Annotated in this window: 14 protein-coding genes and 1 pseudogene; 6 read left to right on the forward strand and 9 right to left on the reverse strand. The window is 56.6% G+C overall.

The window, feature by feature from the left end:
* Window positions 1-14: 14 nt before the first annotated feature.
* Window positions 15-1,340, forward strand: coding sequence for an APC family permease (locus ACL2XM_RS19375; RefSeq protein WP_413731436.1), 1,326 nt, complete (start codon window positions 15-17; stop codon window positions 1,338-1,340).
* Here the strand turns inward: ACL2XM_RS19375 and ACL2XM_RS19380 are convergent.
* Window positions 1,321-2,001, reverse strand: coding sequence for a TetR/AcrR family transcriptional regulator (locus ACL2XM_RS19380; protein WP_413727303.1), 681 nt, complete (start codon window positions 1,999-2,001; stop codon window positions 1,321-1,323). The two genes, ACL2XM_RS19375 and ACL2XM_RS19380, sit on opposite strands and share 20 nt — an antisense overlap.
* A gap of 117 nt (window positions 2,002-2,118) precedes the next feature.
* Here ACL2XM_RS19380 and ACL2XM_RS19385 point away from each other — a divergent pair, with 117 nt between their 5' ends.
* Window positions 2,119-2,859 carry a 3-oxoacyl-ACP reductase family protein gene (locus ACL2XM_RS19385; protein WP_410012465.1) on the forward strand — a complete coding sequence of 247 codons (741 nt, stop codon included), beginning with the start codon at window positions 2,119-2,121 and terminating at the stop codon, window positions 2,857-2,859.
* Window positions 2,860-2,861: 2 nt separating this feature from the next.
* Here ACL2XM_RS19385 and ACL2XM_RS19390 read toward each other — a convergent pair whose 3' ends face one another.
* Entirely contained in the window at window positions 2,862-3,791 is a 930-nt protein-coding gene (locus ACL2XM_RS19390; protein ID WP_413731437.1) for a LysR family transcriptional regulator, read from the reverse strand.
* 198 nt (window positions 3,792-3,989) lie between these two features.
* Here ACL2XM_RS19390 and ACL2XM_RS19395 point away from each other — a divergent pair, with 198 nt between their 5' ends.
* Both ACL2XM_RS19395 and ACL2XM_RS19400 read left to right on the forward strand, forming a co-directional pair.
* Window positions 3,990-5,117, forward strand: a complete 1,128-nt coding sequence (locus ACL2XM_RS19395; protein ID WP_413731438.1) for an alanine racemase — start codon at window positions 3,990-3,992, stop codon at window positions 5,115-5,117.
* Between the two features lie 73 nt (window positions 5,118-5,190).
* Entirely contained in the window at window positions 5,191-5,853 is a 663-nt protein-coding gene (locus tag ACL2XM_RS19400) for an HAD-IA family hydrolase (RefSeq protein WP_413731439.1), read from the forward strand.
* A 119-nt stretch (window positions 5,854-5,972) separates the two neighbouring features.
* Here the strand turns inward: ACL2XM_RS19400 and ACL2XM_RS19405 are convergent.
* Window positions 5,973-6,083 (reverse strand): annotated as a pseudogene (locus tag ACL2XM_RS19405) (VapC toxin family PIN domain ribonuclease); the annotation flags it as partial.
* 289 nt (window positions 6,084-6,372) lie between these two features.
* On the opposite strand from ACL2XM_RS19405, the gene ACL2XM_RS19410 reads away from it, so the two are divergent.
* Complete coding sequence (locus tag ACL2XM_RS19410) at window positions 6,373-6,684, forward strand: hypothetical protein (protein ID WP_413731440.1); 312 nt, start codon at window positions 6,373-6,375, stop codon at window positions 6,682-6,684.
* 241 nt (window positions 6,685-6,925) lie between these two features.
* Complete coding sequence (locus tag ACL2XM_RS19415) at window positions 6,926-9,097, forward strand: YgiQ family radical SAM protein (protein WP_413727305.1); 2,172 nt, start codon at window positions 6,926-6,928, stop codon at window positions 9,095-9,097.
* 131 nt (window positions 9,098-9,228) lie between these two features.
* Here the strand turns inward: ACL2XM_RS19415 and ACL2XM_RS19420 are convergent, their stop codons facing one another.
* The 6 genes from ACL2XM_RS19420 to tkt all read right to left on the reverse strand — a co-directional run bounded on the left by ACL2XM_RS19420 (window position 9,229) and on the right by tkt (window position 15,531).
* On the reverse strand, window positions 9,229-9,489 hold the full coding sequence (locus ACL2XM_RS19420; protein WP_413721945.1) for a hypothetical protein: 261 nt from the start codon (window positions 9,487-9,489) through the stop codon (window positions 9,229-9,231).
* A 488-nt stretch (window positions 9,490-9,977) separates the two neighbouring features.
* Window positions 9,978-10,745 (reverse strand): HNH endonuclease, encoded by a 768-nt coding sequence (locus ACL2XM_RS19425; RefSeq protein WP_413731442.1) that lies wholly within the window; start codon window positions 10,743-10,745, stop codon window positions 9,978-9,980.
* 572 nt (window positions 10,746-11,317) lie between these two features.
* Entirely contained in the window at window positions 11,318-12,691 is a 1,374-nt protein-coding gene (locus ACL2XM_RS19430) for a PTS ascorbate transporter subunit IIC (protein WP_413731444.1), read from the reverse strand.
* A 30-nt stretch (window positions 12,692-12,721) separates the two neighbouring features.
* On the reverse strand, window positions 12,722-12,994 hold the full coding sequence (locus tag ACL2XM_RS19435; RefSeq protein WP_410012474.1) for a PTS sugar transporter subunit IIB: 273 nt from the start codon (window positions 12,992-12,994) through the stop codon (window positions 12,722-12,724).
* Between the two features lie 42 nt (window positions 12,995-13,036).
* The gene (locus ACL2XM_RS19440; RefSeq protein WP_413721940.1) at window positions 13,037-13,486 is read right to left on the reverse strand and encodes a PTS sugar transporter subunit IIA; all 450 of its coding nucleotides are present in this window, start codon (window positions 13,484-13,486) and stop codon (window positions 13,037-13,039) included.
* Window positions 13,487-13,530: 44 nt separating this feature from the next.
* Window positions 13,531-15,531, reverse strand: coding sequence for a transketolase (gene tkt, locus ACL2XM_RS19445; protein ID WP_413733244.1), 2,001 nt, complete (start codon window positions 15,529-15,531; stop codon window positions 13,531-13,533).
* Window positions 15,532-15,804 lie beyond the last annotated feature (273 nt).

Raw genomic sequence — 15,804 nt, forward strand, 5'->3', positions numbered from 1 at the left:
CACGGGAGTTTTCCATGTCGGCATTTAAAAAGACGCTTACCACCGGTCATCTGGTGCTGTTCGGCCTGGCCTATATGACGCCGATTATCGTTTTGGGCACCTTTGGCGTACTGGCGCAGATTACCGACGGCCATGTGCCCGGCGCCTATGTGCTGGCCCTGGTGGCCATGCTGTTTACCGCGTTTAGCTACAGCCGGATGGCCAGCGCCTTCCCGGTGGCGGGTTCCGCCTATATGTACGTGCGCAATGCCATCAGCGATAACCTGGGCTTTCTCGCCGGGTGGGCGATACTGCTTGATTACCTGTTCCTGCCGATGGTGATCTGGCTTATCGGCGCGGTCTACCTCTCCTCGGCGTTTCCCGCCGTTGGGCAGTACGTATGGCTGCTGGCGTTTATCGCCGTGACCACATGTATCAATATTATCGGCCTGAAAGTCGCCAGCGCCGTCAACAGCCTGCTGATGATAGTGCAACTGCTGGTGCTGGCGGCCTTTGTGGCTCTCGCGGTGCATTATATCTGGGGCGACGCGTCCCGGCCGTTCTGGAGCCTGGCGCCCTTTACCGCCGGCGGCGCCCATCTGCTGCCGCTGCTGGTCGCCGGCGCCGCCGTGGCCTGTTATTCCTTCCTCGGGTTTGATGCCATTACCACCCTGACGGAAGAAACCATCGACGCCAAACGCAGTATTCCGCGCGCCATTATGCTGATTACGCTTATCGGCGGCATTATTTTTATCGCGGTGTCCTGGTGCGTACAGCTGGCGCACCCCGGCGCGGCATTCGCGAATACCGACGCGGCCGCATTTGAGATTGCGCGCAATATTGGCGGCGATATTTTCGTCACCCTGTTTATGATTGGCCTGGTCTTCGGCCAGTTCGCCTCCGGTATCGCCGCCCAGGCCAGCGCCAGCCGGCTTATCTATACCCTGGGCCGCGACGGCGTGCTGCCCCGGGTCCTGGGCAGGCTGGGACGCTGTAATACCCCGGTGAACGCCATCCTGCTTTGCGCCGCGGTCGCCCTGCTCGCCTTGTTTATGAGCGTCACCACTTCCACGTCATTTATTAATTTCGGCGCTTTCCTGGCCTTTACCCTGGTCAATGTGTCCGTTATCAGCCACTACTTCATCCGCCAGCGCCGGCGAGACCCCCTGTCCACCCTGCTCTATTTGGTTTGCCCGGCGTTCGGTGCCGTCGCGACCTTATGGCTGCTGGTCAGCCTGGATAAAACCGCCATGATATTAGGCCTGATCTGGCTGGCGTTAGGCGGGCTGCGCCTGTACGGGTTTCGTCGCACCCACCGGCAGCCGGCGCCGGTATTACATTTTAACGGCGATGCCGAGTAACCAAGGCGCCGGCATTCTTTCGCCCCTGCCTGGGGATGTCGCCCTGGACACCATGGCACGCCATGGACTGGGCCGCCGGCCACAGCGCCAGCGCCATATCCGCCATGGCGTCAAGCGCAGCGAATCCGGCGCCGTCGCGTGCCTGGATGGACATCCCCTGCTGGATGCTAAAGTACATCCGCGCCAGCGCCGCGGTATCGATGCCGGCCGCCAACTCCCGCTCCGCCACCGCCTGATCCAGCCGGGCGGTGAGCTTATCGATACCGCGCTGGCGCGATCGTTTCACCTGCTCGCCCAGCCGCGCGTTTCCTTCACCCGCCACATTCGACAGCGTCACCATACAGCCTGGCGGCCACGCGTCCCGGGTCAGGATGTGCGCCGAGCATTTAAGCCATTCCCCCACCGCTTCACGCGCGGTCGGCGCGGTATCCAGCGGCGACCATATCAGCGGCGCGATAGATTTTTCGTAGCAGGCCACGGCTTCCAGGAACAAGTCTTCCTTATTGCCGAATGCGGCATACAGGCTTGGCGAATGAATACCCATCGCCTGATAGAGCTCCGCCATTGACGTCGCGGTGTACCCCTTCTGCCAGAAGAGTCTCATTGCCGCGGCCAACGCCGCCTCGCGATCGAAACCCCTGGGTCGTCCTCGTGCCGCCATAACCTGCGCCTGCCCTCATTAATTATGTGTCGATCATTATAATAATACGCTTGATCTTCGGCGGCAATTCCGTTTAAGTTATTTTTGTATCGATTAACACATAAAGAGGAAGCGACCATGAATTCACTGCAAGGCAAACGCGCGCTCGTTACCGGCGCCAGCCGCGGCCTGGGCAAGGCCATGGCGATATCGCTGGCGCGGGCCGGCGCCGACGTGGCTATTACCTATGAAAAATCCGCCGACAAGGCCAGCGCGGTGGTAGCGGAGATTGAGCGGCTTGGCCGCAAGGGGCTGGCCATCCAGGCCGACAGCGCATCGTCCGGCGCGGTACGCGATGCGGTAAGCCAAACCGTGGCCGGGCTGGGCGGTCTCGATATCCTGGTCAATAACGCGGGCATCGCGCGCGGCGGCATGCTGGAGGATATGGCGCTTGAGGATATCGACGCGATGATTAACGTCAATATCCGCGGCCTGGTGGTCGCCACCCAGGCCGCGCTGCCGCACCTGGGGCAAGGCGGGCGCATTATCAATATCGGCAGTTGCCTGGCCGATCGGGTGCCGATGCCGGGCATTGCCGTTTATGCGATGACCAAGTCGGCCCTGTTGTCGCTGACCCGCGGCCTGGCCCGCGATCTGGGCCCGCGCGGCATTACCGTTAACCTGGTCCACCCCGGCCCCACCGACAGCGATATGAACCCCGCCGACGGCGAAGGCGCCGAGACCCAGCGCCAGTATATTGCGCTGGGCCATTACGGCAAGGCAGAAGACGTGGCGGCCGCGGTCACGTTCCTGGCGTCTCCGGCGGCGGGGCATATTACCGGCACCGGCATCAATGTGGACGGCGGTATTAACGCGTAATCCTAGCCGTGGATAGTGCCCTCCTGAGCCTCGCGCCAGGGCGGGACCGGCGAAAACCGTTCCCGCAGAAAACGCATGAACTGGCGCGTGCGCAGCGGCAATCCCTCACGCTGGTGGGTCAAGGCAATCACATTGGCGTCGGGGGTTTTCCAGGCCGGCATCAGGCGCACCAGTTCCCCTTTATGCAAGGCCTCCGCCACATCCCATTCCGAGCGCATGATAATGCCCAGCCCGCGCGTCGCCCACAGCCGGATAATATCGCCGTCGTTGCTGGCAAGCGTTGAGCGCACGCGCACGCTGCTGCTGGTGCGTCCGCGGGTAAAATGCCACAGCAGCACGTCTTCATTATTTTCACGCAGGGCGATGCAGGGCAGGCGGGCCAACTCTTCCGGCGAGCTGGGCTGGCCATGGTGGGCGATAAAATCGGGCGAGGCGCAGACAAAACGTCTGTTGGCGGCAATAGCATGGCCAATCAAACTGGATGACCGCAATTGGCCGATATGAATCACGATATCAAACCGTTCGGCGGCTTCAACCAGCGGGCGGTCCGACAGGGTAAGCGACATCTCGACGTCGGGATAGCGCTGCTGAAAATCCGCGGCCGCCGCCGCCAGGTAACGCCGGCCGAAGCCAAACGGGGCGTTGATTTTCAAGGTGCCGGCAAAACCGCTGCGCCGCTTATCCAGCTCATGCATCAGGGCATCGTACTGCTCCACCAGCTGTTTACCGCGCAGGCATAACAGTTCCCCTTCGCCGGTAAAACACAAACCCCGTGCGGATCGGTCGATCAAGCGCACATTTAGCCGCTTCTCTATGGTCTGCAAACGCTGGGTCACCGCCGAAGGGGTCAGGCCCAGCTGATGGGCGGCGGCCACGAGGGTATCGTTATCGCGAATCGCCAGCAGCAGCTTCAGATCCCGCATATCGTGCATAGGACATTCCTGAATCTGGGATTAATAATGATAAATTATCATAGTCACCGCCCGTTACCATACTACTGTGACTAATATTGCAATCCTGCTAAATGCATGAATCAAGTATTAAGTAGTACTGAATCATAGATACAGAAAGATTCAATTTACTCCGCCAGCGGCGGTTTTTTATACTGTCACTATTCAGCCGGAGGACCTATGCCCGATATAAGCGCCACCATGGAAACCCCTTACCTGACGCTGGATGTTGCGCGTCTGGACAACAATATTCAGCGCATGCGCCGCCAGGTTGCGCCGTTTAACGTTACGCTGCGCCCTCATGTGAAGACCAATAAATCCCTTCAGGTCAGCGAGCGTCTTTTTGCCGGGGAAAAAGGCCCGATTACCGTGTCCACCCTGCGCGAGGCGGATTTCTTTTTCGCCGCCGGCTACCGGGATATTCTGTACGGCGTGGGAATTGCGCCGAATAAATTAGCCCATGCCGCCAGGCTTATCGGCGCCGGCTGCCGGTTGCTGCTGATCCTCGATAACCTCGCCAGCGCCCGCGCGCTGACGGCCTTTGCCGGCCGTCACCAGGTCGATTTCGCCGTCCTGCTGGAAATTGATTGCGACGGCCACCGTTCCGGCGTGCCGCCGGCCTCGTCCTTGCTTATCGATATCGCCCGCGTGCTGCAAGACAGCAGGGTGCGGCTACGGGGCGTCATGACCCACGCCGGCGGCTCTTATCACTGCCGCTCCGCCGCCGCGCTGGAGCAGTGCGCCATGGATGAACGCGACGCGGTGGTCACCAGCGCCGATATGCTGCGCCGGGCCGGTTTTCCCATAGAGATCGTCAGTGTGGGTTCCACGCCCACCGCGCTGTTTGCCCGCGACCTTAGCGGCGTAACCGAAGTGCGCGCCGGGGTATTCGCGTTTTTTGATTTGGTGATGGCCGGACTGGGTGTCTGTCGTGCCGGGGATATTGCGCTGTCGGTGGCGACCACGGTCATCGGCCATCAGCCGGCCAAAGGCTGGACCCTTATCGATGCGGGCTGGATGGCCCTGTCGCGCGATCGCGGCACCGCGGCCCAACCCGTCGATCAGGGGTACGGCCTGGTGTGCGATAATCAGGGCAACCCCATCGCCGACCTGATCGTCGCCGACGCCAATCAGGAGCACGGCATTATCGCCTCCCGTTCCGGCGCGCGCGATCTGCCGGCGCTGCCGATCGGCACCCTGCTGCGGATATTGCCCAACCACGCCTGCGCTACCGCCGCGCAGTTCAGCGGTTATTACCTGGCCGATACCCAGCCTCCGGTATTCTGGCCGCGCATCAACGGCTGGTAGGCAATACGGGGCACGTCAAGGCGGACATCAGCGCCATCGCGCAACCAGACTAAGGCCAGGCAAGGAGAAACCCATGGACCAAACCGCTATCCAGGCAGGGGCACCCGTATTGCCGGTGGAGCTGGTGTTATTTGATTTGCTTACCGCCGTGCTGGACTCATGGACGGTATGGAACCGGGCCGCCGGGTCCGAAGACGCGGGACGCGCCTGGCGCATGGCCTATCTGGGGCTGACCTACGGCTGCGGCGCCTACCGGCCTTATGAAACCCTGGTGGCGGAAGCCGCCGCCGGGGTCGGCCTGGGTCAAGCCGCCGCCCGGCGCCTGGAGGAGGGCTGGCGCGATTTGCGTCCCTGGCCGGAAGCCGCGGGCGTGCTTAGGGCGTTAGCGCGGCATTACCGGCTGGGCGTGGTCACCAACTGCTCGCAGCGCCTGGGTCTGGCCGCGGCCCGCGGCGTCGGCGTGCCCTTTGATGTGGTGGTCACCTCGGAACAGGCCGGCTTCTATAAACCCGATCCGCGCCTCTATCAACTGGCCCTGGATATCGCCGGCGTCAGCGCCGATCGGGCGGTATTCGTGGCCGGTTCGGCCTATGACCTGTTCGGCACGGCCAAAGTGGGTCTGCCCACGTTCTGGCACAACCGGGTGGGACTGCCCGCCCCCGATGACGCCCCCCGGCCGGTGGCGGAGCTGGCGACGCTGGCGACATTGCCGCAGGAGATAAGGCGGCGGCGTTAAACGCGGCGCTGCCTCCTGGGTTAACGAATAACGCTAAAGCTCGCCGAATCCTGTTGCTCCACCCAATCTCCAGCGCCAGTCCCGGCACCAGCGCAAATTCTCTGATATTATTGGTCACCAGCATGGCGCCGGGAAGCCTTCTGGCCGATTGTCCCGAAGCGCATTTCGGCGTAGGTGATGGCCGATACCACGATACGGTGATTACGCAGCACCCTCTGCTCCAGGTGTTTAAATCACTATATATAATTAACATTATAATTAAAATAATCTATCTATAACTTGCAAAAAATGAATAATGATTTTAAAAAATGGATGAACTTTACCGCCCACCCAACATCCAACCCTATATAAAAACACACCACAATAGTCTATTTTAAATAGCAGTATGCGAGCATTGCATTCCGGTTAGATTATTCTGGGTCATTTTTATTTTACTTAAAATAATTTTAAAGTGAATAATTGGCATAATTTTTTTAATTAACGCGTTTTTAATAAAAATAAATTTAACGAGGATATAAGATGAAAAAATTGCTTTGCATGCTATTACCAATCGTAACGCTTAGCCCACTCACGTATGCGCACACCACACATGAGTCAGTAAAGCTGAGGGAAAACGAGAGTGAGCGGATAAAAAGCTGTACCAGGCTGCTGCCTGACGGCCATGAGTACCTCATAGATATCAAAGTGGCGGTTGATAAAAAATCACCGGGCAATCAGGATAAAATAACGAGGGAACTGAATATTAGCGACGAAACAAGCCAACCCGTCAGTCAGGACCGGCAAGAGCAAGTCAAACCTTTCCTCCAGTGTATGATCGATAATGTACTTTGATAGATAAAATGTGAAGACTTGAGGGCCTGAATGCTAATCAGGCCCATTTCCGGCCATTGCGATTTCGGTAAGAGCGTTAACGGCACAGCCGGTAATATTGCCGCCATGCCTTCCTGGCCCAGGCGATAAGCGGGGCTGATTTTTTTGATCTGTCTCATTGTGATCGCAATTTCCCCACCATTTCCCCGGCAAAATCGGTAGAATTTTCGCCCCAAAGACGCCATCCGCTTAAGAGTTCCCCGTGCCGACAAGCCTGATCCGCCCCGAACGCCAGCTGTTCTCCTATCCGCTTTACTGGGCCGAATGTTTTGGCACCGCGCCCTTTCTGCCCATGTCCCGCGCGGAGATGGACCAATTGGGCTGGGACAGCTGCGATATTATCGTGGTCACCGGCGACGCCTATGTCGATCATCCAAGCTTCGGCATGGCGATAATCGGCCGCATGCTGGAGGCGCAGGGCTTTCGGGTGGGCATCATCGCCCAGCCGGATTGGCGCGGCAAAGCGGACTTTATGCGCCTGGGCAAGCCGAACCTGTTTTTTGGCGTTACGGCCGGCAATATGGACTCGATGATCAACCACTACACGGCGGATCGTAAAGCGCGCCATGACGATGCCTATACGCCTGGCAATCTCGCCGGCAAACGCCCGGACCGCGCCACGCTGGTCTATACCCAGCGCTGCAAGGAGGCGTTCAGCGATGTGCCGGTGGTGCTGGGCGGCATCGAGGCCAGCCTGCGCCGTATCGCCCATTACGACTACTGGTCGGATACCGTGCGCCGCTCGGTACTGGTGGATGCCAAGGCCGATATGCTCATTTACGGCAACGGCGAGCGTCCGCTGGTGGAAGTGGCCCACCGCCTGGCGGCGGGAGAGCCCATCGCTGATATCAACGATGTGCGTAATACCGCCGTACTGCGTAAAACGGCGCTGCCCGGCTGGACCGGCGTCGATTCCACGCGCCTTGATGCGCCGGGGCGTATCGAGCCCATGGTTAATCCTTACGGCGACGACCTGCCCTGCGCCACCCGGACGGTAAACGCCGGCGACGCCCGGCCGGTAAGCGTGCGCGCGCCCAAACCCAAGCCCTGGGAAAAAACCTACGTCCTGTTGCCCTCGTTTGAAAAGGTCAGGAACGACAAGGTGATGTACGCCCATGCCTCGCGCATCCTGCATCATGAAACCAATCCCGGCTGCGCCCGCGCCCTGATGCAAAAACACGGCGACCGCTATGTCTGGATCAACCCGCCGGCCATTCCGCTGCTGACGGAAGAAATGGACTCGGTATTTGCCCTGCCTTACCAGCGCGTGCCGCATCCGGCCTATGGCAATACCGCTATCCCGGCCTACGATATGATCCGCTTCTCGGTGAATATTATGCGCGGCTGCTTTGGCGGCTGCGCGTTCTGCTCGATTACCGAACATGAAGGCCGCATTATCCAAAGCCGCTCGGAAACCTCCATTACGCGGGAAATCGAGCAAATCCGCGACAACGTGCCGGGCTTTACCGGCGTGATCTCCGATCTGGGCGGTCCCACCGCCAATATGTATATGCTGCGCTGCCAGGCGCCGCGCGCCGAGCAGACCTGCCGCCGGGCATCCTGCGTCTATCCGGAAATCTGCCCGCATATGGATACCAACCACGAGCCGACCATCAAACTTTATCGCCGCGCCCGGGCGCTGGCGGGCGTCAAGAAGATCCTGATCGCCTCGGGCGTGCGTTACGACCTGGCGGTGGCGGACCCGCGTTATATTAAGGAACTGGCGGAGCATCACGTTGGCGGTTATTTAAAGATTGCGCCGGAGCATACCGAGGCAGGTCCGCTGGTCAAGATGATGAAACCGGGCATGGGCAGCTATCAGCGCTTTAAGCAGCTGTTCGATACCTATTCCCGGCAGGCCGGCAAGGAGCAATACCTGATCCCCTATTTTATCGCGGCGCATCCCGGCACCCGCGACGAGGATATGGTGAACCTGGCGCTGTGGCTGAAGAAAAACCGCTTCCGGCTGAACCAGGTGCAGAATTTTTACCCCTCGCCGCTGGCCAGCGCCACCACCATGTATTACAGCGGTAAAAATCCGCTGGCGAAGGTGGATTATCACAGCGAAGAGGTGGTGATCCCGCGCGGCGAGCGCCAGCGGCGCTTGCATAAAGCGCTGCTGCGTTATCACGACCCGGCCAACTGGCCGCTGATACGCGAGGCGCTGACGGCAATGGATATGAAGCAGCTGATCGGCAACCGCAGGGAGTGCTTGATTCCGCCGGCCACCGTGGATGAGCTCAGGACGGGCAAAAAGCGGGATCGCAACGCTCAGCCGGCGTTAACGCGATTTACGGGGATGGGGGCACAGGCCGCGGGCAAGCCGGCACGCTCGGGTGGCAAGGCTCCCGGGCGAGGGAAAAAAGCAGGATAAGATCGTGCGCTATCCGTTTAATCGATAATTGCAGCCGCCATCGCAAAGTGGATAGGGTAAATTAAATGATTTAATCGAGAAATTTAATGCGATGACTTAAGAGCCTAATAACTCATTAGGCCCTTAAAAAATTATTTATTCCCAACCCAACTGGGATTCATCGGTACGTTAGGCATGGGCGCACTAATAGGCATATGATTCGCGGCCCTGCCTAACACATCGGTGGCAACCGCAATTCCGACGCCTACAGGAGTGGGAATAGCCCGCATAACCGTTGTTCCAATGCCTATTCCTAAAGGCAATAAACCATTGGTATTGTAATTAGTATTGCCCACGGGATTGGGTTGATTGCAGGCTGGGTTAGGGGTAATACCAAACTGTGGTCTGATCATAATTATCTCCTTTTGTAAAAAATGTTAATGAAATTCCATTTATTTATAATCTCACCAATATCAATAAGGTTTAATTCTTAAAAACATTAAGTGTGCAAAAGCAGCAATGAATAAACTTATGAAAAAAATAGTTATAAATACATCAAATGACATAATCAACTCAGGCGACGATGAGCTATAATTTCTGATAAAATAAGTAATAAAAAACAGGGTCATACATATGGAAAATACATTTATAAAATTAATCGTTTTATTTAATTCGGTTTTATTCTTAAAGTAAAAGCCCATTAATGATACTGAAAGTATCAACACGATCAATGACATTGTTTCTCCAGCGGTCAGCGCATGAGGTAACCCTAATGTTTATCCTTCAAAAAGTCAATATAGACAATGCACACAAGTTCGCCATGGTTTATTCAACAATATTTTTCAAGCACGCTCACATCATAACGATGACATGTTAAGTGAGCGTGCCATCTTGAACCGCATTACTGGGAACTATTCTCTTTTAGTAATTCAGTTAGTTCATTAATAGAATAGGGCGGTTTGCGCCGATGCAGCATAGCATGGCAATTCGGACATACGGGGCGCAGATCTTCAACGGGGTCGAGTTGATACTCCGCCCCGATCCCAGCCAGCGGCTTGAGATGATGGACGTGGATAAAACCTTTGCCGATCTCCCCATAGACCTTAGCAAAGTTAAACCCGCATACGGCACAAGACACGCCATGTTTATCGATGCACAGCCTACGCGCCTGGGGGTTGCGTTCATAGATATTCACTGAAATCGTTTTAGTGGCGCCTTCATAGAACTTTTCCGGCTCCACCTCTTCTTGCGCCAGCACCTCAACGCGTTGCTCTCCCGATTGTAGAAAACCCCATAGGATTTCAACCGGTCGTATATCGCGCACCTGTATCGCCTTGGCGTTGCCCGCGAAGGTGAAGGGGGAGCGATCGTCGGTGCGATAAAAGATGAAATTATTGCCGATTCCATCCCGCATTGATTTGATGGAAGGCTGATTGATATGGGAGTCGGTCTTGCCATACCACAACAGATCATCCCCAACGAATCTATTGCCATAGTTATGGCCCGTACGCCCCGGCATGCCGATATTACAAAAGATAAACCAATCCCCATCGTACTGGGTATAGCCGGTATTCCAACTGCCTTTTTGCTTTTCTACGGGAATACGGCACAGGGTATAAAGATCATTTTTGGTATAACTATTCCCTACTACAAAATCATATGTTGCCATCCCACTTTCCTGCATGCATGATTGCAATCATTATCTTGCTTATAATCAATGATTACATATTACTACATATGATTTTGATTCTGGTACTATTATTACACCGACATCAACGTAACGTGCTGTCGTTTCCTCGCCTTTATTCGTTGGGGTGACGTCCCGCTACCCGGCCCGTCTGACCTTACGATCGGCGGTGGACTGCCCGACCATGAGTCCGCGATGCAGGTGGGTGATGGATTAATCGGCGGCGGGAATATTTCCGGCCAACTCAGCGACAATCGAGATAGTATGACCGCGACATAAAATTCCAGGACGGATATTAACGAGCCTCCAGTCTGGCATTTATGCATGCAAAAAATATTTTCACAGCATACAAATATTGTATAAGTTCTCTTTATACATATTTTGTATAAAACGGAAATATACCTATTGTGTATAAAAAAGCGATATCAACCTGAATCCCCGGGACGTTTAACATAAGTTCGTACAGCGCCCTTGTTGTTGAGACGTCATCCAAGGGCAAATGAGCAATAAAAAGGGCCGTCGCCGGCCCTTATTCAGTATGTCCGGCAGAGCGATTACACCTCGTGCTCCTCCACCGCCACCTTCTTCCTGGCGGCAACGTTATAAATCACCAGCAGCACAAATACCCCGGTTATCGCCATGGTAATGGTGCCTCGGTCCATAAAGCGCGCCATGTTGCCCAGCATAATCCCCACCACGCCAAAATCGGTATCCGAGAAAGTAGTGTTGGCCAGGCCCATGGCGCCGAGCACCGGCAGCAGCGCCACGGGCAGGAAGGTGATTAATACACCGTGGGCAAAGGCCCCCGCCATGGCGCCGCGCCTGCCGCCGGTGGCATTGCCGAAGACGCCGGCGGTGGCGCCGCAGAAAAAGTGCGGTACTACGCCCGGCAGAATTAATACCCAGTGCAATTGCCCGAGGAAAAACAACCCCACCAGCCCGCCGATAAAACTGAAAATAAAGCCCAGCAGCACGGCGTTGGGCGCATAGGGATAGACAATCGGGCAGTCCAGCGCCGGACGGGCGTTAGGCACCAGCCGTTCCGAAAAGCCGGTAAAGGCGGGAACAATCTCCGCTAAAATCAAGCGCACGCCCTGCAGGATAATAAACACGCCGGCGGCGAAGGTTATCGCCTGCACAAATGAATAGACCAGATAGTTTTGGCCATGGCTGAACTGGCTTTCGACATATTCCCGGCCCGCTGAAATCGCCAGAATAAAATAAATAATCATCATGGTGATGGAGATCGAGATGGTACTGTCGCGCAAAAAACTCAGGTTTTTCGGCATGTTCATCTCTTCGGTGGATTTAGATCCCTTACCCACCAGCGAGCCTATCCAGCCGGAAAGAACATAACCCACGGTGCCGGTATGGGCCAAAGCCACCTGGTCGTTGCCGATGATCTTGCGCATATACGGCTGGGCCATCGCCGGGAAAATCGCCATCAGCAGGCCCAGCGTCAGGGACCCGGTATAAATCAGCTGCACGCCCGTAAATCCGGCCACCGACAAAATAATCGCCACCATACAGGCCATATAGAAGGTGACATGGCCGGAAAGGTAAATGTATTTCAGCCGGGTAAAGCGCGCGACGATAATGTTGGCCACCATGCCGAAAGCCATAATCAACGTGGTCGAGGCGCCATATTTTTCCAGGGCGATGGACACCATGGCTTCATTGTTGGGGATGATGCCCTGCACATCAAAGGCATGCTTGAAGATATCCCCCAGCGGCGACAGGGAACCGACCAGGACCGATGCCCCGCCGGCCAGCACCAAAAACCCCAGGATGGTTTTGACCGTGCCCTTGATGACGTCGGGAAAAGGCTTTTTCTGGGCGACCAGGCCGAACAGCGCCACCAGTCCGACCAGGATAGACGGCACCTTGAGCACGTCGACCACGACCAGTAAAAGGTTTTGTATAAACATAGCAACCTCAGCGGTAAGATGTATAACCTGTTATTGTTTCTGAAAATATTCGCTTATCTTGGTTTCCAGCTCTTTGATATCAATGATGCTGTTGACAATAATAAGCTTGTTTTCAGGTAGGTTGGCGCTATAGGCGATATCCCGGCCCATAACAAACACATCGGCCGCGTCCGGTGTTACCGACCCCAGATCCGAATGTTCAACGTCCGCGGAAATGTTCAGGTTTTTCAGGACCTTCTTGATATTCATTTCCATCATAAAGCTGCTGCCTAAGCCTGCGCCGCACACCGCCATAATTTTCATGCTTCACCTCGTTGGTCATAGTGAATAAGTGTCGATACTCAGTTAAAAACTGTTCACGATCTTGATTAATTCCGCCCGATCCCGCGCGTTAAATACGCTCGCCATCACGTCGTCATCCGACAAAAACTCCGCCAGTTGGGCAATCAGCTCCACATGGCTGTTGCCGTCAGGCGCGGCGAACATCACTACAAAATCAACCGGATCGTTTTCCTGCGCGCCGAACACCACGCCCTCGCGCAGCTTGAGGATGGACAACCCCAGGCGGTTGGCGCCTTCCTCCGGCCGGGCATGCGGCATGGCGATACGCGGCGCGATTACAAAATAAGGGCCGATGGCCTCTTTTTGCTTGATGATGTTCGCCACATAGTCCGCGGAAATAGTCCCGTCCTGTAACAGCGGCTCGGCCACCCGTTTGATGGCCTCCCGCCAGTCGCCGACGGTGTTGACATACTGGATGCGATCTTCATTTAACCATGTTGATAAAGCTGGCATATTTAACCCATTCAATTGATTGACCTTGCATTCGCCGGCGCGCGTTAAGCCGTAAGCAGCGCGCGGGCGGCCGCCAGGGCATTATCTTTCGTAAAGCCGAAATGCCCGAACAGCACCGCCGCCGGCGCCGACTCGCCAAAGCTGTTCATACCGATAACCTTGCCGTCCAATCCCGCATACCCTTGCCAAAATCCAGCGATGCTGGCTTCAATCACCAGACGTTTACGCACCGCGATGGGCAGCACGCTTTCGCGCCAGGCCGCGTCCTGTTTTTCGAAGCGTTCAACGCAGGGCAGGGAGACCACGCGTACCCGCCTGCCTTGCTCCGTGAGCCCGGCGGCGGCATAAACGGCCAGCTCGATCTCCGACCCGCTCGAGATAATGATAAGTTCAGGAACACCGTCGCAATCGCGCAGCACGTAGCCGCCCCGGGCGATATCCGCCAGCTGTCGCGCGTTCCTGGGCTGCTGCTCCAGCGGCTGGCGGGTAAACACCAGCGCGCTGGGACCGTCGTTACGCTCGATGGCCTGCTGCCAGGACACGGCGGCCTCAACCTGATCGCAGCCGCGCCAGGTTTCCATATTCGGCGTCAGACGTAATGCGGCGAGCTGTTCCACCGGCTGGTGCGTCGGCCCGTCCTCACCTAAACCAATGGAATCATGAGTATAGACAAAAATGCTGCGTATCTTCATCAGCGCGGCCATGCGTACGGCGTTGCGGGCGTATTCCATAAACATCAGGAAGGTGCCGCCGTAAGGGATAAAACCGCCGTGCAGCGCCACGCCGTTCATCATCGCCGACATGCCGAATTCGCGCACGCCATAGGAGATATAGTTGCCCGAGGCATCATCCGGCGTAATATCGCGCGCCTGGCCGTGGCGGGTTAAATTGGAGGGCGACAGGTCAGCCGATCCGCCCAGCAGTTCCGGCAGCCATTGGATAAACTGGTCAAGCGCTTTCTGGCTGGCCTGGCGGGTGGCCAGGTTGGCCGGGTTAGCCTGCAGCCGGCGGATATACTCCTGGCTGTTGGCATGCCAGTCCGCCGGCAGGATTTTCTGGCTGCGCCGTACTAAGCCGGCGGCTTCTTCGGGGTATTCCCGGCGATAGCGCGTAAACAGCTGTTGCCATTCCGCCTGGGCGGCGGCGCCTGTTTCGCGCGCGTCCCAGTGGGCGTAGATATCCGGCGGGATCTCGAACGCGGCATGGGTCCAGCCCAGGGTTTGCCGGACCAGCGCCACTTCCGCCGCCCCCAGCGCCGAGCCATGGCTGTCATGGCTATCGGCCTTGTTGGGTGAACCGTAGCCGATGGTGGTCTTGCAGCAAATAAGCGTGGGCCGGTGTGGTTCATTTCTGGCCTGTTCCAGCGCCGCCGCCACCTGCCCGGGGTTATGGCCATCGATATCGGCGATGACCTGCCAGCCGTAGGCGCGGAAACGGGCCGGGGTATCATCGCTAAACCAGCCGTCGACATGGCCGTCGATGGAGATATTGTTGTTGTCCCAAAGCGCGATAAGCTTGCCGAGTTTAAGGGTGCCGGCAAGCGAACAGGCTTCATGCGAAATCCCCTCCATCAGGCAGCCGTCGCCCATAAATACATAGGTGAAATGGTCAACCACCGGAAAACCTTCCCGGTTAAACTGCGCGGCCAGCGTCTTTTCCGCCAGGGCCATGCCCACCGCGTTGGCAATGCCCTGGCCCAGCGGCCCGGAGGTGGTTTCCACCCCGGGGGTATAACCGTATTCGGGATGCCCCGGGGTTTTGGCATGCAGCTGGCGGAAATTGCGTAAATCCTCGGTACCGAGGTCATAACCGGTCAGATGGAGCAGGGAATACAGCAGCATTGAGCTATGGCCATTGGACAGCACAAAGCGGTCGCGGTTAATCCACTGCGGATCGGCCGGGTTGTGTTTTAAAAACTTCCGCCATAACACAGTCGCCATATCCGCCATGCCCAGCGGCGCGCCGGGATGTCCCGAGTTGGCCTTCTGCACGGCATCGATGCTCAGAAACCTTATGGCGTTCGCCAGCTGCTTCTCTTCCACGATTTTCCCCTATCCGACTGAATCCATGAACCTTATGTGGTGCTGCCAAGCCGAGGGGATTGCCCCTGAGCCTGAAACGCAGACGATAAAAACACACAGAATCCATAGCAGTATGTACATGTTGAATTTGTATAGTCATCTTTAGAATGCACCTGGACGTGACTATACACAAGAGGTAAGCTTGCAAAGATGAGCAGACAGGATGGCTTTACAGTAAAGCTGTTAACTTGATCACATTTATCATGCACATCGTGCCGGCTGGTGGACTTCTGTTCC

Source organism: Sodalis sp. RH20 (genome assembly GCF_047324205.1).
In the GTDB taxonomy this organism is placed as follows: Bacteria; Pseudomonadota; Gammaproteobacteria; order Enterobacterales; family Enterobacteriaceae; genus Acerihabitans.